Annotated in this window: 15 protein-coding genes and 1 CRISPR repeat array; of the genes, 14 read left to right on the top strand and 1 reads right to left on the bottom strand. The window is 70.1% G+C overall.

Features of this window, described 5'->3' with window-relative positions:
* The first annotated feature begins 26 nt into the window (after nucleotides 1–26).
* From BLU09_RS35675 to BLU09_RS35665, 3 genes are all read left to right on the top strand, one after another.
* Entirely contained in the window at nucleotides 27–1,307 is a 1,281-nt protein-coding gene (locus tag BLU09_RS35675; protein ID WP_090495617.1) for an ABC transporter substrate-binding protein, read from the top strand.
* A 118-nt stretch (nucleotides 1,308–1,425) separates the two neighbouring features.
* Nucleotides 1,426–2,304, top strand: a complete 879-nt coding sequence (locus BLU09_RS35670) for a carbohydrate ABC transporter permease (protein ID WP_090495616.1) — start codon at nucleotides 1,426–1,428, stop codon at nucleotides 2,302–2,304.
* Entirely contained in the window at nucleotides 2,301–3,110 is an 810-nt protein-coding gene (locus tag BLU09_RS35665) for a carbohydrate ABC transporter permease (RefSeq protein ID WP_090495615.1), read from the top strand. The genes BLU09_RS35670 and BLU09_RS35665 overlap by 4 nt, the downstream gene beginning before the upstream one ends.
* Before the next feature lie 6 nt (nucleotides 3,111–3,116).
* Here the strand turns inward: BLU09_RS35665 and BLU09_RS35660 are convergent, their stop codons facing one another.
* Complete coding sequence (locus tag BLU09_RS35660) at nucleotides 3,117–3,980, bottom strand: RpnC/YadD family protein (RefSeq protein ID WP_090495614.1); 864 nt, start codon at nucleotides 3,978–3,980, stop codon at nucleotides 3,117–3,119.
* Nucleotides 3,981–4,175: 195 nt separating this feature from the next.
* Between BLU09_RS35660 and BLU09_RS35655 the strand changes: the two genes are divergently transcribed.
* The 11 genes from BLU09_RS35655 to cmr6 all read left to right on the top strand — a co-directional run bounded on the left by BLU09_RS35655 (nucleotide 4,176) and on the right by cmr6 (nucleotide 18,991).
* Nucleotides 4,176–7,529, top strand: coding sequence for a serine/threonine-protein kinase (locus BLU09_RS35655; protein WP_090495613.1), 3,354 nt, complete (start codon nucleotides 4,176–4,178; stop codon nucleotides 7,527–7,529).
* A gap of 13 nt (nucleotides 7,530–7,542) precedes the next feature.
* Nucleotides 7,543–8,322: an RNA polymerase sigma factor gene (locus tag BLU09_RS35650; protein ID WP_090495612.1), complete on the top strand. Its 780-nt coding sequence runs from the start codon at nucleotides 7,543–7,545 to the stop codon at nucleotides 8,320–8,322.
* A 15-nt stretch (nucleotides 8,323–8,337) separates the two neighbouring features.
* Complete coding sequence (locus tag BLU09_RS35645) at nucleotides 8,338–9,186, top strand: serine/threonine-protein kinase (protein WP_090495611.1); 849 nt, start codon at nucleotides 8,338–8,340, stop codon at nucleotides 9,184–9,186.
* A gap of 90 nt (nucleotides 9,187–9,276) precedes the next feature.
* A complete protein-coding gene (locus BLU09_RS35640; protein WP_090495610.1) occupies nucleotides 9,277–10,140 on the top strand; it encodes a nucleotidyltransferase domain-containing protein in 864 nt (287 codons plus the stop codon).
* 98 nt (nucleotides 10,141–10,238) lie between these two features.
* Entirely contained in the window at nucleotides 10,239–12,071 is a 1,833-nt protein-coding gene (locus BLU09_RS35635; protein WP_090495609.1) for an SAVED domain-containing protein, read from the top strand.
* Between the two features lie 39 nt (nucleotides 12,072–12,110).
* Nucleotides 12,111–13,595, top strand: coding sequence for an RAMP superfamily CRISPR-associated protein (locus BLU09_RS35630; RefSeq protein WP_090495608.1), 1,485 nt, complete (start codon nucleotides 12,111–12,113; stop codon nucleotides 13,593–13,595).
* A gap of 4 nt (nucleotides 13,596–13,599) precedes the next feature.
* Entirely contained in the window at nucleotides 13,600–15,384 is a 1,785-nt protein-coding gene (gene cas10, locus BLU09_RS35625; protein ID WP_090495607.1) for a type III-B CRISPR-associated protein Cas10/Cmr2, read from the top strand.
* A complete protein-coding gene (locus tag BLU09_RS35620; protein ID WP_090495606.1) occupies nucleotides 15,381–16,589 on the top strand; it encodes a type III-B CRISPR module-associated Cmr3 family protein in 1,209 nt (402 codons plus the stop codon). Before cas10 ends, BLU09_RS35620 begins: the two co-directional genes overlap by 4 nt.
* Before the next feature lie 2 nt (nucleotides 16,590–16,591).
* Complete coding sequence (gene cmr4 / locus BLU09_RS35615) at nucleotides 16,592–17,536, top strand: type III-B CRISPR module RAMP protein Cmr4 (RefSeq protein ID WP_090495605.1); 945 nt, start codon at nucleotides 16,592–16,594, stop codon at nucleotides 17,534–17,536.
* Complete coding sequence (locus BLU09_RS35610) at nucleotides 17,533–17,931, top strand: type III-B CRISPR module-associated protein Cmr5 (protein ID WP_090495604.1); 399 nt, start codon at nucleotides 17,533–17,535, stop codon at nucleotides 17,929–17,931. The genes cmr4 and BLU09_RS35610 overlap by 4 nt, the downstream gene beginning before the upstream one ends.
* On the top strand, nucleotides 17,924–18,991 hold the full coding sequence (gene cmr6, locus BLU09_RS35605) for a type III-B CRISPR module RAMP protein Cmr6 (protein ID WP_090495603.1): 1,068 nt from the start codon (nucleotides 17,924–17,926) through the stop codon (nucleotides 18,989–18,991). Before BLU09_RS35610 ends, cmr6 begins: the two co-directional genes overlap by 8 nt.
* Nucleotides 18,992–19,277: 286 nt before the next feature.
* Nucleotides 19,278–19,672: direct repeats of the CRISPR family, unit length 36 nt; unit sequence GTCCCGCTCGCCGTGATGCCGGAAGGCGTTGAGCAC.
* Between the last annotated feature and the right edge of the window lie 59 nt (nucleotides 19,673–19,731).

Raw genomic sequence — 19,731 nt, 5'->3', positions numbered from 1 at the left:
GGGGGTGGCTGGAGTCATGCCTGCGCATGAGACGCGTCTCCTCCATCGTGCTCGCGCTGGGCCTCGTCGTGGGCCTGGGCGTCTGGGGCTGCCGGCGGCAGGACGCGGCGGGCGAGGCGGGGGGCCGCACGCGGCTGGTCTTCAAGTATCAGCCGCTGTGGGGGCCGCCGGAGCCGTTCCGCGAGCTGCTGGCGCGCTTCGAGCGGGAGCACCCGGGGGTGGAGCTCGTCACGGAGGCGCTGCCCAACGCGTCCGACCTGGCGCACCAGTTCTTCCTCACGGCGCTGGAGGGCGGGGCGCGGGACTTCGACGTGCTGGTGGTGGACGTCGTCTGGGTGCCCGAGTTCGCGCGCGCTGGGTGGATTGCCGACCTGTCCGCGGAGTTCCCGCCCGAGCAGCTGCGCGAGGACTTCTTCCCCGGCCCCGTGGAGGCCGTGGTGGTGGAGGGGCGCACGTACGCGGTGCCCTGGTACCTGGACGTGGGGCTGCTCTACTACCGCACGGACCTGGTGCCGCGCGCGCCGCGCACCTACGTGGAGCTGGAGCGCTTCGCGCGCGAGGCGATGGCGAAGACGCCCGGCCTCCAGGGCTATGTGTGGCAGGGGCGGCAGTACGAAGGCCTGTCCTGCAATGTGTACGAGGCGCTGTGGGGGCACGGCGGCCGGGCGCTGTCGGAGGATGGGCGGGTGCTGCTGGATGACGCGCCCGCGCGCGAGGCGCTCGCGTATCTGCGAGGGCTGGTGGAGCGCGGGGTGTCGCCCGCGACGGTGACGGGCTTCTCGGAGGAGGAGTCGCGGCGGGTGTTCCAGGAGGGGCGCGCGGTGTTCATGCGCAACTGGCCGTATGCGTGGAGCGAGGCGCAGAAGCCGGACTCGCCCATTCGCGGCAAGGTGGGCATCGCTCCGTTGCCGACGGTGAGCGGTGAGCCGGGGGCGGGGGCGCTGGGCGGGTGGCAGCTGGCTGTGAATGCCCATGTGTCGCCGGAGCGGCGGAAGCTGGCGGCGCGGCTGATTGCGCACCTCACGTCCCCGGAGGCCAACCGGGTGCTGGCGCTGAACTACGCGCGCAACCCGCCGCGGCCCGCCGTGTACCAGGATGCGCGGCTGCGCGAGGAGGCGCCCTTCATCGCCGGGTTGCTGCCCATGGTGGAGCGCGCGAAGCCTCGGCCGGTGACGCCGTACTACAACCTGATTTCGGATGTGCTCCAGAGCGAGTTTTCCGCCGCCGTGGCCGGGCTGCGCACGCCAGAGGCCGCGCTGAAGCGCGCGCAGCGGCAGGTGGACCATCTGACAGGGGAGGGGCCGTGAGCGCGCACCGTTTCAGCGAAGGTGGGCCGCGGCGCGCTGGCGCGATGGCGGCGGGTGGTGGCGCCCTGGATGCGTGCGGCGCGTTGGTGGTGGCGGCCCCTCCGGGGGAGGCGCGGCGATGAATCCAAGGGGCTCGCTGGCGCGGGAGCGGAGGCAGGCGTACCTGCTGGTGGCGCCGGCGGTGTTGGTGCTGGGGGGCGTGGCGCTGTACCCCATCCTGGCCGCGGTGTGGCTGAGCCTGCACCGCTTCATCCTCGTCTTTGGCGAGCGGCGCTTCACGGGGCTGGAGAACTACGCGTACCTGCTGGGGGACTCGCGCTTCTGGGCGGCGCTGGGGAACACGGCGTACTTCACGGCGGTGGCGGTGACGGTGGAGCTGTTGCTCGCGGTGCCGCTAGCGTTGCTGCTTCAGAAGGCGTTCCCTGGAAGGGGGCTGCTGCGCGCGTCGGTGCTGGTGCCGTGGGCGATTCCCACCGTGGTGAGCGCTCGGCTGTGGGCGTGGATGTTCAACCCCGAGTACGGCGTCATCAACCGGCTGCTCCCCGGTCAGGACATCAACTGGTTGGGGGCACCGGGGTATGCGTTGCACGCGGCCATCCTGGTGGACGTGTGGAAGACGACGCCCTTCGTGGCGCTGTTGGTGCTCGCGGGCCTGCAGGGCATCTCCGAGGACCTGTACAAAGCAGCGCGGGTGGACGGGGCCTCGCCGTGGCGGACCTTTGTGTCGATAACGCTGCCGTTGCTCAAGCCGGCGCTGCTGCTGGCGTTGCTGTTCCGTTCGTTGGATGCGTTCCGGGTGTTCGACGCCATCTACGTGCTGACGGAGGGCGGGCCGGCGAACACGACGGAGACGCTGAGCATCTACGCGTACAAGACGCTGATGCGTTCAGGGGACTTCGGGTACGGGAGCACGCTGTCGGTGGCGACCTTCCTGTGCGTGGTGTTGCTGGCGGCGGTGTGGCTGCGGCTCTTGGGGCGTGAGGAGGCGGCGCGATGAAGCGGCCAGGGCTGGGCACCGCGCTGGCGGTGGTGGCGTTCCTGACCTTCTTCCTGGGGCCCTTCTGCTGGCAGGTGCTGACGAGCCTGTGGCCGGATGGCGAGCTGACCCGGCCGTGGCCCTCGCACCTGACGCTGGAGAACTACGCGAGCGTCCTGTGGGGCCGGCCCTTCCTGCGCGTGGTGTTGAACTCGCTGGTGGTGGCGGCGCTGACCACGGGCTTCTGTCTCACGGTGGGGGCGGCGGCGGCGTTCGCCCTGGCGAAGCTGGAGTTTCGTGGCAAGGGGTTGCTGCTGAGCGCGGCGCTGGCGGTGAGCATGTTCCCGCCGATTGCCACGGTGAGCCCGCTGTATCTGATTCTGCGCACGGTGGGGCTGCGAGACAGCCTGGTGGGACTGGCCTTGCCGTATGCGACGTTCGCGTTGCCGCTGACGCTGTGGGTGCTGACGTCGTTCTTCCGCGCGCTGCCCGACGAGCTCTACCGCGCGGCGCGCGTGGATGGCTGCACGCCGTTCCAGGCCTTCCGGCAGGTGTTGCTGCCTTTGGCCGCGCCGGGGCTCGCGACGACGGCGATTCTCGTCTTCATCTTCGCGTGGAATGAGTTCCTGTATGCGCTGACGTTCCTCTCCACGCCGGAGAAGCGCACCGTGCCCGTGGCCATCAGCCTGTTCGCCAGCGAGTACCGCGAGCCCTGGGGGGAGATTGCTGCGGCCTCCGTGGTGGCCACGCTGCCCCTGGTGGCGCTGACGGTGTTGTTCCAGCGGCGGATTGTGTCCGGGCTTACGGCGGGCGCGGTGAAGGAGTAGCGGGGCTCAGTGTCCGTGGGGCGTCAGGATGGCACGCAGCTCGGTGGCCGCGGTGTCTGGGGTGGCGAGGGCCTTGTTGACGAGGGCTTTCAGGGCCGTGGCGCCGAGATGGGAGAGGCGTTCCTCGGCATCGGGCGGCTGGGGAATCCCGCGTACGTTGGCGAAGGTCAACAGCGTCTCGACGCGCTCGTGCACCTCGACTCGTTTTCTCTCCAGTGCGCGTTGCTCTTCCCAGAAAGGTGAATCAATCATGATGTTCCTCAAGTGCTGACTGAGCCTGTCCTGCCCGAACCGGCGGGACGCCAGCGTGCCGAGTACCACGAGCAAGTCTAAGCGTTCCTCCGTCGAAAGGCTTGGTGCCTGACGGATGCGGAGCTCGGCCCACGCGATTCGCTCGGGCCCCGCGCGCGATTCCAGGACAGACAGGGGGAGCAGGGCGGCAGCCGTTTGCAGGGCGGGCTGGAGGTAGTCCACTTCCCAAAGGCGGACCACCTGGAAGTCGAAGGTGAGGACGCGGATTCCGGGGCACTCGAAACCATACGGAGGCGGCGAACCCTCCGCTTCAGGCGTGAGGTAGATGGCGACCGGAAGCACGGGCAGTTTTTCCCGGCGGTGGATGCGGACTGTGTAGTCGAGCAGTCGCGCCGCGAAGTGTGGGTCCGCCTGAGCCTGGATTTCAACGTCCACCGCGAAGCGCGCTCCATGGGCTTCCACGACCATGACCGTGTCCGCGCGCCGCTCGGACTGTGGAAGGCTGGAATCCGCCATCCTGATAAGGGCCGGGTGTTGGTCGCCGAAGAGGAGCAGCAGCAGTTGCTCGGGATGGCCTTGCACCAGCCTGCGCAGGATGAGGTCGAAGACGGTGGTCATGAAGTGTGGCGACCCTAGAGGTAGGGGCTGACATGGGCTCCTTCGTCAGTGCAGGCGGGGCGCGGAAGCCCCTGGTTTGGTTTCCGAATTGAGCGTGAATCCAGAGGTGTCAAGGGCTGGACTGGAAATGCCCATGCGGCGCAGGCTCTCGTTGTCTTGACTCAGTCCACTCCAACCCAGATTGGGCCCTATCGCTTGCGGCACCTGCTCGGCAGTGGTGGCATGGGGCAGGTCTTCGCGGCTGACCATGAGCGCATGGGCGGTCAGGTGGCCTTGAAGGTGCTGTCCTCTTCCGCGGCGAAGGAGCCACAGCGCGTCGCGCGTTTTCTTCAAGAGGCACGAGCGCTGGCTCTGCTCAAGCACGCGGGGGTCGTTCGCATCCTCGATTGCGACCAGGTCGACGACACAGCCTATCTGGCCATGGAGTATCTGGAGGGCCAGTCGCTCCGGCAATGGATGCAAACCCAGGCGCGCATTCCCTTGTCATCCGCCCTGGCCATCTGCGCGCAGATCGCCGCCACCATGGTGGACGTTCATGCCCAGGGCATCGTCCACCGGGACTTGAAGCCAGAAAATATCTTCCTGTGTCCGGACCCCTCGCTGGCCGCTGACCATCGTGTGAAGCTCCTTGACTTCGGCATCGCCAAGGTCCCGGAAGGACAGGCGGACCTGCTGGCCACGCAGGTCCACACGCACGAGGCCACGCTCATCGGGACGTTTCGTTACATGGCCCCGGAGCAACTCCTGAGCGCCGCGAAGGTAGATGGGGCCGCGGATGTCTATGCACTGGGAGTGGTCCTTTTCGAGCTGCTCGCGGGCCGTCCTCCCTTTGACGCGAAGGAGCCGGTGCTGGTCATTTCCGCGCATCAGCGTGAGCCGCCGCCGCCCTTGAAGCAGTTCGCGCCGGCCGTGCCCTCCGCGCTTGCTTCGTTCATCTCGGACATGCTGGAGAAACAACCCGTGGCGCGCCCCGACATGACGCGTTGCCGCGCCGTGTTCGAGCGCGCTTGGGCGCTGGACGCGGACGAGTGCCCGGTCCCTGGCCTCGCGCCCTTCACGGAGGCGCATGCGGAGCTCTTCTTCGGCCGGCAGGTGGAGGCGCGCGGGCTGCTGGAACGCCTGGAGGAGGCGCGTCTGGGCACCCGGCGCTGGGTGCAACTGGAGGGGCCGAGCGGGGTCGGCAAGTCCTCGCTCATCCAGGCCGCGCTGCTGCCGGGGGTGAAGGCGTTGTCCTCCGAGGAGGGGCCGCGGTGGCTCATCGCCACCATGCGGCCTTCTGACACGCCGCTGCGTCACCTCGCGGAGGCGCTCGTCGCCGCGTATGCGGCCGTTGGTGTCACCGAACGTCGCGACGACCTCGAGGCCTCCCTTCGGAGCGGGCCGGTCGCGCTCCACGATTTCGTCACGAAGCACACACCCAGCGGGTTCCGTCTCCTCCTGGTCTTGGAGCCGATGGAGGAGTTGTTCACGTTGGGCAGCGCCGAACTGGCGGCGGTGGATGCCTTGCTCTCGGCCGCGCTGGCTGCGCCCGAGACGCCGCTGCGGCTCTTCACGAGCCTGCGCAGCGACTTCATCCACCGGCTCGAGCAGATGCCTTCGCTCCCGCACCACCTCCACGCCGCGGCGCGCTTTCCGTTGCTGCCCATGGGGGACGAGGCCCTCTCGCAGGTCGTCCAGGGGATGGCGGGCCGCGCGAGGCTGCGGCTCAGCGAGGGGCTCGCCGAGCGGATGGTGCAGGATGTCCGGAGCGAGGGCGGGCGACTCCCGCTGCTGGGACATACCTTGCAACGCATGTGGATGCTCAGCGGTGGCGCGCCGCTGACGCACGAGCACTACGAGCGGCTGGGGGGCGTCGGTGGGGCGTTGGCCCTCGACGCGGAGGCGCTGCTGGAGCGGCTGGGGGAGGCGGGCAAGCAGCGCGCGAAGTGGCTCCTCCTGGAGCTGGTGCAGGTGGGGCGTGGCACGCCGGATACCCGGCGGCCCCGTTCCCGGAAGGACGTCCTCGCGGCGGCGGGCGACGACGCCTTGGCTGAGCAGGTGCTGCACCGGTTGTCCGGAATCCCCTTGGGACAGTCCCCAGCGGAGCCGTCCGGGCTCCGGCTCGTCGTGCTCTCCGGAGAGCGCGACCCGTCCCTCCAGCGCGTGGAGTTGGTGCATGAGACCTTGTTGCACCGGGTGCCGTCGCTCGTGTCCTGGCTGGAGCGGGAGCGCGTCCTGTTGGAGCGGCAGTCGGACCTGGAGGGCGTCGCGAATGCGTGGGAGCAGGCGCACAGGCCGCTGGAGGGGCTCCCCACCGGGACGTTGCTGGAGCACTACCGGCGCGGGTTTGACTCGCGGGGCCGTTGGGACGCCCCCGCCCTCAGTCCTCGCGCGAAGGACTTCCTCCGGGCGGCGGAGCGGCTCTCACGCCGCCGCATCCGTGCCCGGTGGCTCCTCATGGGGCTGGCGGCGCTCGCGAGCCTGGCCATCCTCTTCTACGCGGTCAGGGCCGAGCAGGAGCGGCGACACGCGCAGGAGAACCTCCAGCACCTCGTCAAGGTGGCCGACCGCATCTCCGCGGATGCGGATTGGGACCTGAGCCGGCTCGCGCACACGCTGAACATCCGTCGGGCCATGCTCACGAAGTTGGACGAGTCCTTGACGGCGTTGTCGATGGACGAGCGGGCCCAGCGTCCAGTCCGGCTTGCGAGCGTCCGCGTCGCGCACCGGATGGGGGACGCCGCCTACTACTCCGGCTCTCTCGCCGCTGCGGAGCGGCGGTTCTCCGAGGCTCGCCGCATGATGGTGGAGGGGCTCGCCGATGACGACCTGCAATGGCAGCTCGCGCTCAATGACTCCAAGCTGGGCAAGGTCGCCATGGCGCGTGGGCAGTGGGCGCGGGCGGATGCGCACCTGCTGGCCTCGTTGCGACACATGGAGGCTCAGCCCCAGGTCGGGGATGAGGCCATCGATATCCGGCGCAGCCTCGCGGTGAGCCTGTCCGAGCTCGCGGAGCTCCGCTGGGCGGAGGGGCGCGTCCGCGAGGCCGCGGCGCTCCTGGACCGCGCCATTTCGCTGCACGCCCAGAACAGCGACCCCTATAACGAGGCGTTGCTCTCGGTGGTCCTGTCGCAGCGCGGTGAGCTGGCCGTCAAGGAAGGCGCGCTGGGGGAGGCCGAGGCGGTGGTGGCTCGCGCGTCACGGCTTTCGCGGAACGCGCGCGCGGCCCGGGGCGGTGAGGCGTTCTTCCTCTGGCCGGTGGGGAGGGCCCTGGTCGCGGAGGGGCACCTCCTCGCGGCGGCGGGGCGCCTCCGGGAGGCCGAGGCTCGCTACGTGGAGGCGCAGCGGCTGGGACAGGCGTTGCTGGATGGAGAGCCCCCCAACAAGCGCTATGCCCTCATGGCCGCCAGCGCGCTTCAGGGGCGCGAGGACGTGTCCGCCGCCCTGGGCCTGGACGCCCCGCGTGCGGAATCCCGTGAGGGGCGGTGTACCCTGGTGAGGCGATTCCTGGCGCAGGACCCGGAGGACGTGCGCTTCCAGGCCCTCACCTGTGAAGGTACGAATCCGTAGCGAGGGGGACGTGATGATTCCGCTTTCCACTGATGATGAGGCGTCGTTCGAGGACCTGCTCCAGCGGGCGCGGGCCGGTGAGCACGCGGCGATGGATGCGTTGTTTCGCCAGAGCTGGAAGGCGTTGGAACGACATGCATCCAAGAGTCCCGCCCTGGGGCTCCAGGGGGCCACGCGCCCGTCAGACATCTTCCAGCAATCCGCGCTGCGCGCCTTCGAGAAGCTGGCGTCCTTCCGTGGCCAGACGGAGGGGGAGTGGGTCACCTGGCTCAAGCAGGTTGTCTTCACGCAGTCCATGGACGTCATCCGCGCGGAGGCGAGGGAGACGAAGTACGTCCCTGGGGGGATGATACCCGCTGGAGAGGAGTCCGAGGCCGTCCCCTCCCAGGAGCGGACGCCGAGCCAGGTCACCGCCCATCACGAGGACTGGCGCAGGCTGCTGACGAAGTTCGCGCTCCTGACGCCGGACCAGCGTGAGGCCTTCTCGCTCTTCTGGTTGGAGGAACTCACCGTGGAAGAGGCCGCGCGGCGGATGGAGAAGTCACATGCCGCCGTGTCGTCGCTGTTGCAACGGGGCATGAGCACGCTGCGGCAGCAGATGCGGGGCGAGGCGAGTCCCATCCAGGACGACACCGGCGTGAGCGCCGCGTTGGCGGTGTACTTCGGCCGGAGGGAGGCGGGACTGGACATGGAGGCCTTCATCGCGGAGTTCCCGTCATGCGCTAGCGAGCTGCGGGAGGCCTTGGACTGGGTGGCGCGGCTTCGTGCGCTCAAGCCCCCTCCCCGTACTTGATGGGGCGTGTCTGGCATGTTGCCGCAAGGAACCCTGGCGGGGGCATATCGCATCGGGCGCCGGGTCGCGGTGGGGGCGACGAGCGACGTCTACGAGGGCCGCGACGCCAGCGGAGGGTCTGTCGCCATCAAGGTGCTCGCGGCCCGGTGGGGCGTTCACGCGGAGATGGTGGCGCGCTTCCTTCAGGAGGCGCAGTCGCTGCTGGCCTTGCGGCACGCGCACCTGGTGCGAGGGCTGGCGTTCGGCCTCATCGAGGAGCGGCATCCCTACCTGGTCCTGGAGTGGCTGCCGCGCGATTTGGAGCAGGGGCTCGCGGCGGTGGGGGGGCGCTTCGCGGCAGCTGATTGCGCGCGCGTCGTCCACCAGCTCGCGGAGGTGCTGTCCCTGCTCCACGCGAGCGGCTGGGTCCACCGGGACTTGAAGCCCGCGAACGTGCTGCTCGCGTGTGACACCCCGGGAGCGATGGACGTCCGGCTGTCGGACCTCGGGCTCGCCAAGCGGATGGCTGAGCCAGCGGAGACAGACTCCCGCTTGCCGCTGTCGACCGCGGAAGAAGCCTTGTTGGGGAGTCGGCACTACATGGCGCCGGAGCAGTGGGCGAGCGCCAAGTGGGTGGGGCCCGGGGTGGATGTCTATGCCCTGGGCGTCCTCTGGTTCCAGATGCTCGCCGGGCGGCTGCCGTTCCCCGGCGAGGCCGAGCGCGAGCTGATGTACCAGCATGTGGTGGATCGCCCGCCGATGCAGTGGCTCGAAGGTGTGGCGCCCGGGGCCACCGTTGCGATGGTGGCGCGGATGCTCGACAAGGTGGCGGGACGGCGTCCCCCGCTCTCCGACGTGCTCGCGCTGACCTCCAGCCTGGGCTGAGCCGCGCTGCCTTCAGGAAAGCACGCCGGCCGCGATGCCTTTTCCGCGCCGGGAGCGTCCTCAGGGGAAGACAGCGCGGGAGGCGCCATCATGTGGAGTGTCGGCGAGGCACTGGAGCGGTTCATCAGCTCACTGGAGCTGACCGAGGGACAACGGGACGAGGTCAGCAGGCAGCAAACCCTGGTTCGCGAGGCACTGAGCCGGAGACTCGGGGGGTGTGAGACGTCATTCCTGTCGGGCTCCTACAGCCGGAGCACCGCCATCCGGCCGCTGCATGACATTGACATCTTCACGGTGGTGGGGCGGGCATCGTCCACGCCTCCGGAGCCGCCGGACGCGGCGCTCAAGCGGGTGCGTCAGGCGCTTCACGAGACATGGCCAAACAAGGAGCTGCCCATCCTCCAGCAGCACTCGGTGCATCTGGAGTTCACGACGTCCGGCATCGAGTTCGATGTCGTCCCCGCCTACCAGCACCCCACGCAGGAGCTATTCCTCATCCCCGAGGGAAACACGGGGCGGTGGATTCGCACCAACCCGCGGATTCACATGGACCTGAGCACCGCGGCAAACGAGCGGGCGGGCAAGAAGCTCAAGCCGCTCATCAAGGCCGTGAAGCACTGGAACCGCCAGCATGGCTCCAGCCCCCTGCGCTCGTTTCATCTGGAGGTGATGGGCTACGAGGCGTTCTCCCGGGCACCCGTCGGCTACCTGGAGGGGCTCGAAGCGCTCTTCGCCTTCATGGCGGGCCGCGTGGACCGGTCAACCGGTGACCCCGCTGGGCTGGGGGGAGACGTGGACGCGCGGATGACCAGCGGGCAGCGGACGGCCGCGCGCAACGCGCTCCAGGGCGCGGCCAGGACCGTGCAGCTCGCGCTGAGCGAGCGCGACGCGCGTCCGGAGCAGGCGCATCAGCGGCTCCGCGCGCTCTTCGGGGAGATGTACTGGTATCGCTGAGTCCTGGGCGCGGCGGGGCCCCGAAAAATGAACGGCGCCGCGATGGGGCCCGGGCCTTTTTCGCGTCCTCTCGGGTGGAGCCTTTTCCAGGAGCGGACATGCGGAGCGAGGACATCCCCATCAACCCGAGGACGCGCGCGCTCATCGTGCGTTACGAGCAGGACCGGGCTGTCGCTGATGACGCGGCCCGGAACACGCTGATTCAGCACGGCCTGGAGGGTGACCGCGATGTGGCCTCCGTGGTGCTGCATCCGCATGACCGGGTGCGGTCGGCGCGGAATCTTCCCGCGAATGAGTGGACAGATGCATTCAGTGAGCATGCGCGCTTCGTGGAGGCGCTGCGAAAGCGGGAGATGGAGTTGGGGCTCGACCCGCTGCCGGTTCACCTCTTCGGCTGCGCGCCGCTGACGCTCATGCTGGACCTGGGTGCGTTGCTGCCGCGTCGGCCGCTCCGCGTCTATCAGCAGGCGCAGGATGGCTCCTGGTCGCTGGGGTACGACCGCGCGGCTGAGCCCAATAGCGAACCGTTCTTTCAGGTGGAGGGGCTCCCCGCGCGCCGTCAGGGAGGCAAGGGCCCCGTGGTGCTCATCGTCGAGGTGACACGCGCGATTCGGGACAATGTCTTGTCGAAGATTTCGGCGTGGCTGCCCGAGTCCTCCATCCTGGCGACGGTGTGCCTTCGTCCCCTGGAAGGGCCTTCCGCGTCGGCGTTGCAGGGGCCGGGGCAGGCCGCGCGGGCCGCGGCGCAGTTTCGCGAGGTGTTGAACTCCCTCCATCAAAACTTGGAGGGGGCGGAGTCCGTGTTCCTGGCGATGGACGCCCCCGGGAGCCTGGCCACGGCGCTGGGCTCAGCCGTCAACCCGACCACGCAGCACCCGCTGGTGCTCCTGCAGCTCAGTGCAGACCACCGGCGCTATGACGAGGTTCATGTCATTTGCGCGCGGCGAGCCGTTCCTCGGCGAGCTCCCTCCGCTGATGACCTGCTCAAGGCCACGCGAACTCTCCTGGAAGTGCGGCGGGTTCATGGTGAGTTGGTCTCTTGGCTTCGGGCGCCGGCGCAGGGGGCTTTGGTCCAGCACTTGGGGAGCCGGAGCTATCTGCGGAGCGAAATCGATGACGAGCCTGCAGTCACCGACACGCCGCTATTCCGGCACCACGGAGGGAAGTGGAAGTTCGGCTGGGACTTGCTGCTGGGGCTGGGGGCGCTTCAGGAGCGCCTCGACACCCGCGAGGACTGGAACGAGTGCCTGCGCTTGTTTCTCATCCATGAGGCCTTCCACGTCCGCCAGGGCGGGCTGACGTCCTACAACTACCGGGGCATTGGCTGGGTTGGGTTGGTCCTCGAGGCCGCGGATTACGACGCGGACGCGGTGGGGCTGGAGGTGGCGCTGGCGTGGCGCAAGGCGATGCACGGCGGCGCCGTGGCGGGCGTGGGGGAGCTGAAGACGCTCGAGGCCATCATCTGGAACTCACTGGAGATGCTGCGCGTCTTTGAGCCCGAGCGGCCGGTGAGAGACCTCGCGGAGCGCAGGTTGCGGCGCTACCTCATCTGGTTGTTCCATGTCTGTCGGCTCTCCGTGCTCGCGGCGTCCGCGCCGGAGCGGGCTGCGCGGGGCGAGTTGGACCGTGTGACGGTGGAGCTCGTGGGGCTGCCATCCTTCCGGGACCCCCACGAGGCCTACGCCCAGCGGCGCGTCGAACTCAGGCTGGGAGACGTGCGCGAGCCGGTGATGTTGGCGCTCTACTTCCGCCACCGGTTGGTGCGCCTGGACAATGACAGGGCCTGGGTCGAGGACTTGCTCACGACGCTTCGCGAATGGGAGCTCCCGCCGCGCAAGGACCTGCGAGAGCGCGTGCGACTGCTGTTCGAGCGGCTCTTCGACAAGTGCCCGGACCTGCTCGTCGACGCGTCAAACGTCACCGCTCGGTAGCCGGAATTGCCTGTGCCCTCTCCTCGCCAAGGGGTCGTCATGCCCTCGCTGGACCTGCCTGAACCTCCTTCAATCGAAGCCAGCCACTTGCGACGGCGCTCCGCCTCGGCGCCGAGGTTGGAGTCCTTCTCACTGGCGCTGAAGACCTTCACGCCCATCCTGGGCGGCGGGCCAGTGGCGCGGAGCCCTGAGCTTCCTTCCGTGGACATCATCCGCGTCCCCACCATGCGCGGACATCTGCGCTTTTGGTGGCGCGCGCTGTATGGCCATGCCTACGTCATGCGGGGCGCCTCGGGCGCGGAGGAGCTGGCGCTTCGGGAGCGCCAGCTCTGGGGCGGTATGGGGCGGGCGTCCAAGGTCAAGGGCCCCACCGGCGCACCTGAAGGAGCCGTGCGCTCCTTGGTTGAACTCCGGGTGACGGAGGTCCAGCCCGCTGGCGCGGACACAGGGAAGATCGACCTCGGTGCCCCGCCCGCCTATGCGCTGTGGCCGGCTCGCAACGGGAAGGAGGAGGCGGATGTTCCTCGCTGGAAGCCGGGCCTCCGCTTCAACCTGGAGGTGACCGCGCCCGAAGGTGACGCCATGGCGCAGGTTCGCAACGCGGTCCGCGCCTGGATTCTGTTCGGGGGGTATGGTTCGCGAGGCCGGCGCGGCTGTGGCTCCGTATGTCTGGAGCCCTCGGCCCCCGACATCGCGCAATGGTTGCCCGCTTCGGCGGACCGGGCTTCGTTGCGGCGCCTCTTCGGAGACGTGCCGCTCTTTGCTCCCGAGCTGGCAGAGCATCCCTGTGACATGCCCTTGCTCAGGGGCGCGCACCTCCTCCGGGGAGACGCGAACACGAGGCAGCGTGACGGCGAAAAGGCCTGGTTGGCCGCGCTGGGTTGGCTGCGTGACTTTCGTCAGGGCACGCAGCCTGTGTTCTCCGGAAGCGCCGACCTGTTGGGCGTGGCGCGGAGCCCTGGCGAGGGGAAGCGCGCGGGCCGCTCCAACTGGCCCGAGGCCGACAAGATTCGCCGTTTCGCGCGGCCGTCCCGGCAATCCAGACGCGCGGGCAATGCCTATCCAGACGTCCACGCTCCGCGCCCACAGCACTCGGCGACGCCGGCCTGGCCGCGCGCTGGCTTCGGGCTGCCCATTGTCTTTCATTTCCAGCAGAAGCGGCGAGAGGGAGGCGACTACCAGCCCAAGGAGCCAGACGACGTCCAGCTCCAGTGGGCGCGGCAAGTGGGGACTCGGTGGGAGCAGATGGACCGGCTCGCATCGCCGCTCATCGTCAAGGCCTTGCCGCTCGCGGATGGCCGCTTCGAGCCCATCGCGCTGTGGCTGGAGCGTGGGACACCCAGCGGAGGCCATGTCGTCATGACGCAGTTCAAGGAGTCCGACCCGCGCACCCGCGTGCCCTTCGCGCGCGCGTTTCGCGCCCAGGACGACCAGCCCCTCTTCAAGTCACTCCAGCGCGCGGACAACCTGCGCGACGCCTTCTTCCTGTGGCTGAAGGAAACCCGCAAGGCGCAGGAAGCGTGAGCCCATGAAACACGTCCTCGTTCTCAAGGTGGGCCCGGTGCAGGGCTACATCGCGCAGGCCCGCCGCACGCGGGACCTCTGGTACGGCAGCCAGGTCTTGTCGAACCTGGCCCGGGCCATGGCGGTCTCCCTGCTGGAGTCCAGAGCCACGCTCGTCTTCCCTCACCCGGACCAGGCTCGGGACGCGCGCGCCGGGGTGGCCAACAAGGTCGTCGCCCTGGTGGAGGACGCGCCGGAGCAGGTGGCCCGGCGCGCCCGGGAGGCGGCGAAGTCCCGGCTGCGGGCCGAGTGGGTGCGCGTCTTCAACAAGTGTCAGTCCATGCTCATCCCGGGCGCGGAGGCGCTGGCCGCGGAGCAACTCGACACCTTCCTGGAGGTCCACGCCGCTTGGGCTCTCGTGGAGGACGCGCCCACGGGCTACGCCGACGCGCTGGCGGAGGCCGAGCGTGCCCTGGAGTCCCGGCGGGGCCTGCGCGAGTTCGCGCCGTGGAAGCAGCGGCCACCGGAGGGAACGCACAAGTCGAGCCTCGACGGCGCTCGTCCGTCACTGCTGCGCCGCGAGCGTCAGACGGGCCACCTCTGGCGACACTTCCGCATTGGCCTGCGCGAAGAGCTGGATGCGCTCGGGGTGCTCAAGCGCGCGGGAGGCCAGCCAGGACAGTTCGTGCCCGTGCCTTCCATCGGGTTGGCGGCCTGGCTCCAAGTGGCGGGGACGCGGCACCCGGAGCTGCTCGCTCGGCTCAGCGCCGCGTGCGAGGCGCGGGGCTTCCAGTCCGTGAGCGTGAGGCAGCGCCCCTGGGTGGAGTCCTTCCCCTTCGACGGCCAGTTGCTGCTCCCCGAGCGCTGGCAGCCGTACTTCGAGGAGTACGCCATCCCCGAACCCCGCCAGGCCGCCGCCAGCTTCGGCAGTGAGTTCGTGGCGCCGCTGCGGGACGCCATGGGCGCGGACGCGGGGCCCTTCCCCTACGTGGCGTGCCTGGTGGCGGACGGGGACCGGATGGGGCTCGCGCTGGAGTCGCTCGCCAAGCGGTCCGACGGGCACCTGGCGCACCAGCGCGTCTCCCAGGCGCTCGCGGACTTCACTCGGAAGGCGCGGGCCATCGTCGAGGTGGAGCACCGGGGTGTGCTCGTCTACGCGGGTGGGGACGACGTGCTCGCCTTCGTCACGCCCATGGACGCGCCCGCGTGCGCCCGGGCGCTGGCGGTTGCCTTCCGTGCGTCATTGGAAGGAGCGCTCGCGGGCACGGGCGCCGAGGTGCCCACGCTCTCGGTGGGGTTGGGCATCGGCCATGTCCTGGAGAGCCTGGGCGAGCTGCTGGCCCTGGGGCGCCGCGCGGAGACCGCCGCGAAGAGGGCGGGCCGCGACGCACTGGCCATCCTCGTGGCGAAGCACGCCGGTCGTGAGCGGCTGTGGACGGCGCCTTGGGGCACCGACCCCGTGGCGCGCTTGGAGTCGGACATGGCGTTGCTCACGCGGGACACCCTGCCGCTCCCGTTGGGCAAGGTCCACGAGGTGGCGGCCCTCGCGCGCCGCTTCCCCGCTGGCGTCGCCTCGACACCCGAGCTGGCCGAGGTGTTGCGGGACGAGGCCGGGCGCATCCTCGCCCGGGCTGAGGCGGGGCGCGCGCCCAAGCCGCTCACCCCGGCGGACGTGGGGCTCGAGCTGTCCTCGGCCACGGCGCCGCAGGACGCACTGGAGCAATGGGCGGCACGGCTGCTGGTCGCCGACACCTTCGCTCGCGCGGGCCGCGGGCTTGCTTCAGCACAGGACAAGGAAGGTGCGAGATGAGTGACGCGTGCTTCGCGCTGCTGCCGCGCGACGGGCTGTCGGCCAAGGACGGGCGGGGCTGGTACACCTCGGAGGTGGGGCGTGGGTACTCGCTGCCGTGGCCCCTGCCCACCACCGTGAGAGGCGCTCTGCGCGCCGCCTGGGGCCATGAGCTCATGGCGGACCAGGGCATTACGCTGTCCCCGGAGACGTGGGAGCACGACTCCGCGCGGGTGGAGCTCCGGCGCTTCATCGCGCTGCGCCGTGCGCTGGGTGAGCCGGCCTTCACGCGAGCCCATCGGATGTGGCCCGTCCCCGCCGACGCGGTGCGTGTCCTCGACGAGGCGGGCACGGAGCGGCTGGTGCGCCTGGAGCCCCACCCCGGCGGCGCCGCGACGCTGGGGCCGGACGAGGACGACGCCCGCGAGGCGCTGTGGCACCCTCGCCGGAGCGCGCGCGGCAAGCCCCTGGCGCAGCCCCTGTTCTGGCCGGAGGCCACGATGGTGGCGTGGCTGAGCGGCGCGCCGGACTCGCTTGTGCCGGAGCGGGAGACGCCGCCGCCGCGCACGGACATCCACCTGGCCATCGACGTGGAGACGCAGGCGTCGCAGGACTCGATGCTCCACTCCCGCGAGGTCGTGGAGTGGCTGCGCGTCCAGTCGCGGGACGCGGGGCGCCTCACGCTGGAGGAGTGGGCGCTCGGCGTGTCCTGCGCGTGGCCGGACTCGGCGAAGGGGTTGCCTCACGGCCCGTTGGGGCTGGGTGGACGGCGCCGCCTGTCGGACGTGGAGCGGTTGGACTCAAACCTCTTCGTCGCGCCGGATGGGCTGACCCGGGCGACGCGCGGCCTGCGCCTGGTGCTGGCCACGCCCGCGGAGTTCCAGCGCGGGTGGTTGCCGGACGACTTCGAGCGCGTGGCCGGGGCGCCGCCGCGCTATGTGGGCCGGTTGCCGTGCATCGACGCGCCCGTGGTGCTGCGCGCCGCGCTGGTGCCCCGGCCGCTGGAGGTGTCGGGCTGGGACATGGTGCGGCGCCAGCCCCGCGCCACGCGGCGGTGGGTGCCCGCGGGCGCCGTCTACTTCTTCGAGAAGCTCGGCGGCGAGGACTTCACCGCCGATGAGCTGTGCGAGCTGTGGCTGGCCTCCTGGGGCGGCGGCCACGCGGAGGCGCTGGGGCAGGTGCTGCCCGGCGTGTGGCAACCGCCCCGTCACGGACAAGGAGCCTGAGCATGGAGAGCCGACCCTATCTTCTTCACGCGCTGTCACCGCTGCACGTCGGCACCGGACAGAGCGTGGGTGTCATCGACCTGCCCCTGGCGCGGCTGAAGGCCACGGGCATCCCCTTCGTCCCCGGCTCGTCCCTCAAGGGCGTGTTGCGCGAGCTGAGGCGGCCTCGTGACAAGTCGAGCGACGTGTGTGGCCTGCACGACGCCGTCTTCGGGCCTCGGCGGGCGAAGGCGGGCCCGGAGGGCGACGAGCCCGGGGACTACGCGGGCGCGCTGGTGGTGGGCGACGCGCGGCTGCTCGCCCTGCCGGTGCGCAGCTTCGTGGGCACCTTCGCGTTGGTGACCTCGCCCATGCTGCTCGCGCTCGCTCGGCGGGACCTGGGCGGGGAGGAGGGGGTCTGGCCGAAGGTGGAGCCCTTGACCCAGCGCCGCGCCCGCGTGGCCTCCGTGTGGACCAGCGCCGTCGTGTGCGGCGTCGGCACGGCGGAGCCTCGCGTGTACCTGGAGGACCTGGACCTGCCGGTGTCGCTGGAGGACGACGCGGCCCTGGACGCCTGGGCCCAAGGGCTTGCCGGGATGCTGCCGGAGGCAGAGCGCGCGCTGCTGGCGAAGCGGTTGGTGCTGGTGGATGACGAGACGATGTCCTTCCTGTGGGAGACGGCCACGCAGGTGGACACGCGCGTGAGCATCGACCCGGATACGGGCACCGCGGCCAAGGGGCAGCTCTGGACGGAGGAGAGCTTGCCCGCGGAGACGCTGCTCGTGGGGGTGATGGGGGCCACGGGCACCTTCAACCCGGCGCCGCGCAAGCTGGCGGCGGACGCGGTGCTGGATGCGGCGTTCGGCGGTGAGGGCACGGTGCTTCAGCTGGGAGGCAAGGCCACCGTGGGACGCGGGCGGTGCCGGCTGCTGGCGTGGCGCGCTCCAGATGCGCGAGGTGGCCGATGACCGGACAGACACGGGAGCAACAGCGTGCGCTCGATGCCTATGCGCGGGTGCGGAAGGTCGAGGGCCAGGCGCTGCGCGCGGACTACAAGCCCCGGGTGAATGGGCTGGGCGCGGCGGTGCTGCGCGACGGGCTGGCGGCGGCGCTCGCCTTCCTGGAGCGGGAGGTCGGAAACACGGCCGCCGATCGCTTGCTGAAGGACCTGGAGTGGTGCCTGGAGCGGGCGAGGCTCCCGGGCCTGTCCGCGGAGGCGCTGAAGAAGGGCTTGCCGGGCGCGGTGCGCGCGCTGGAGTTGGACGCGTACATGCTGGCCACGCGCGAGTCGCTCCGGCTGCTGGTGTGGTTCCGCCGCGCGGTGCAGGCCACCTTCCCTTCGGAGGAGCAGGGCCATGCGTGAGGCCCTTCGCCGGGTGGTGGGCGCCGTTGGGAAGAGCGCGCACGCGGGGCTCGTGTATGAGCGCTATGCCCCGGAGAAGGACCACGACGCGGGCCTTTGGGACGGCTGGCTGAGCCGCCTGGCGCAGCACCCCGAGCCAGACGACTACGCGGAGGCTTTCAAGCGCTGGGAGGACGCGCTCCGGCAGTCCTATACGGCGACCTTCACGGCGCGCGCGGAGAGCTGCCTGCTGGTGGGGCATGGCAACGCTTCACCCACCGGGGTGGGGCTGACGCTGCACCATACGTGGGGCGTGCCCGTGGTGCCGGGCTCGTCGCTGAAGGGCGTGCTCGCGGGCTACCTGCGCGCGGTGTACGGCGATGGCGCGGCGGAGGAGCGCCGCAGGCTCTTCGGCGTGGCAGGGGAGGGCGGCGCGCCGGAGCAGGCGCACGCGGGCGAAGTCATCTTCCATGACGCGCAGTGGGTGCCGTGCTCGCGCGTCACGGGGCTGGACCGCGCGCAGTCGTTCCTGGCTCGGGACGTGCTCACGGTCCATCACTCCGGCTGGTATGGCGGCAAGGCCGAGTGGCCGAGCGATTACGAGCCGCCCAACCCCGTGGCCTTCTTGTCGGTGCGCCCCGGAGGCCGCTTCCTCGTAGCGCTGAGCCTGGCGCCGGGCACGGAGGCGGACGCGCAGGCGGAGGCCTTCCTGGCGTGGACCGCGCGGCGCCTGGACGAGGCGCTGCGCCACTGGGGCGTGGGCGGGAAGACGGCGGCGGGGTACGGCAGGCTCGTGCGGGAAGGGCCCTATGCCATCCAGCCGCCGAGGCCTCCCGTTCGCGCCACGCCGGCGCTGACGGAGTTCCTGGCGTGGGTGGAGGCCCGGCGCGCGGACAAACTGGAGCAGAAGCAGGTGTTGACTGTTTTCGAGACGGAGTGGCTGTCGCGGCTGGTCTCCCTGTCCCCCGAAGCGCGTGACACTGGGGCCAGGGCGCTGCGGTCGCTCGTCAAGAGCCCCAAACTCGAGGCGCGAAGGGACGCGCTGCTCGCTCGGATGGGGACGGACGTGGAGAGACGCTGAGGGAGCTGCTCCACCGCGCGCGGGGGGCGTTGTATGATGAATGACATTCAAGCACCTCGCCGTGGCGGAGGCCCGCGCCCTCGAAATGGACGATTTCCCCTGTTGTTTCGTGGGGTTGAGGCTCTTTGACAGGTGAATAGGTGCATGAACGATGAAAAGCTGAGTGATTCCATGGGGTTCGGATTTCTGGGTAGGGTCCGGGAGGCACAACCCTGGCGAAAGAAGGGGAGGTGCTTGAAAAGGGAGGTGGTAAGTTGGCGGAACTGCTGGGAGATTCAGGCGGGCTGTCCCGCTCGCCGTGATGCCGGAAGGCGTTGAGCACCTTCAGCGAGCGGTCCCAAGCCTTCACGATGGCTCCGTCCCGCTCGCCGTGATGCCGGAAGGCGTTGAGCACGCATCCACGAGTAGCTGCGCCTGGGTGCTGTTGCGTCCCGCTCGCCGTGATGCCGGAAGGCGTTGAGCACAAGACCTTGCGGATACCCGTCACGGGCACCACCAGTCCCGCTCGCCGTGATGCCGGAAGGCGTTGAGCACTGAATCGGGAAGCCTTCGATGCGCTCGACCTCGTACTGTCCCGCTCGCCGTGATGCCGGAAGGCGTTGAGCACTACCAACCCTCCATCATCTCGGCCATCTCAGCGTGGTCGTCCCGCTCGCCGTGATGCCGGAAGGCGTTGAGCACCCCAGGTCGTTGTTCCCCTTGAAGGTGAGGCGACGTCCCGCTCGCCGTGATGCCGGAAG

Source organism: Myxococcus virescens, assembly GCF_900101905.1.
GTDB classification, from domain to species: Bacteria; Myxococcota; Myxococcia; order Myxococcales; family Myxococcaceae; genus Myxococcus; species Myxococcus virescens.
Note: the sequence above shows the minus strand (reverse complement) of the source record. Positions and strands in the feature narration are given on the sequence as shown.

What these genes read in the sequence shown, in the direction of transcription:
- BLU09_RS35610 (WP_090495604.1), top strand. Translation starts at nt 17,533, where the DNA reads ATGACCGGACAGACACGGGAGCAACAGCGTGCGCTCGATGCCTATGCG.
- BLU09_RS35660 (WP_090495614.1), bottom strand. Translation starts at nt 3,980, where the DNA reads ATGACCACCGTCTTCGACCTCATCCTGCGCAGGCTGGTGCAAGGCCAT.
- BLU09_RS35620 (WP_090495606.1), top strand. Translation starts at nt 15,381, where the DNA reads ATGAGTGACGCGTGCTTCGCGCTGCTGCCGCGCGACGGGCTGTCGGCC.
- BLU09_RS35650 (WP_090495612.1), top strand. Translation starts at nt 7,543, where the DNA reads ATGATTCCGCTTTCCACTGATGATGAGGCGTCGTTCGAGGACCTGCTC.
- BLU09_RS35665 (WP_090495615.1), top strand. Translation starts at nt 2,301, where the DNA reads ATGAAGCGGCCAGGGCTGGGCACCGCGCTGGCGGTGGTGGCGTTCCTG.
- cmr6 (WP_090495603.1), top strand. Translation starts at nt 17,924, where the DNA reads ATGCGTGAGGCCCTTCGCCGGGTGGTGGGCGCCGTTGGGAAGAGCGCG.
- BLU09_RS35635 (WP_090495609.1), top strand. Translation starts at nt 10,239, where the DNA reads ATGCGGAGCGAGGACATCCCCATCAACCCGAGGACGCGCGCGCTCATC.
- BLU09_RS35630 (WP_090495608.1), top strand. Translation starts at nt 12,111, where the DNA reads ATGCCCTCGCTGGACCTGCCTGAACCTCCTTCAATCGAAGCCAGCCAC.
- cas10 (WP_090495607.1), top strand. Translation starts at nt 13,600, where the DNA reads ATGAAACACGTCCTCGTTCTCAAGGTGGGCCCGGTGCAGGGCTACATC.
- cmr4 (WP_090495605.1), top strand. Translation starts at nt 16,592, where the DNA reads ATGGAGAGCCGACCCTATCTTCTTCACGCGCTGTCACCGCTGCACGTC.
- BLU09_RS35675 (WP_090495617.1), top strand. Translation starts at nt 27, where the DNA reads ATGAGACGCGTCTCCTCCATCGTGCTCGCGCTGGGCCTCGTCGTGGGC.
- BLU09_RS35670 (WP_090495616.1), top strand. Translation starts at nt 1,426, where the DNA reads ATGAATCCAAGGGGCTCGCTGGCGCGGGAGCGGAGGCAGGCGTACCTG.
- BLU09_RS35645 (WP_090495611.1), top strand. Translation starts at nt 8,338, where the DNA reads ATGTTGCCGCAAGGAACCCTGGCGGGGGCATATCGCATCGGGCGCCGG.
- BLU09_RS35640 (WP_090495610.1), top strand. Translation starts at nt 9,277, where the DNA reads ATGTGGAGTGTCGGCGAGGCACTGGAGCGGTTCATCAGCTCACTGGAG.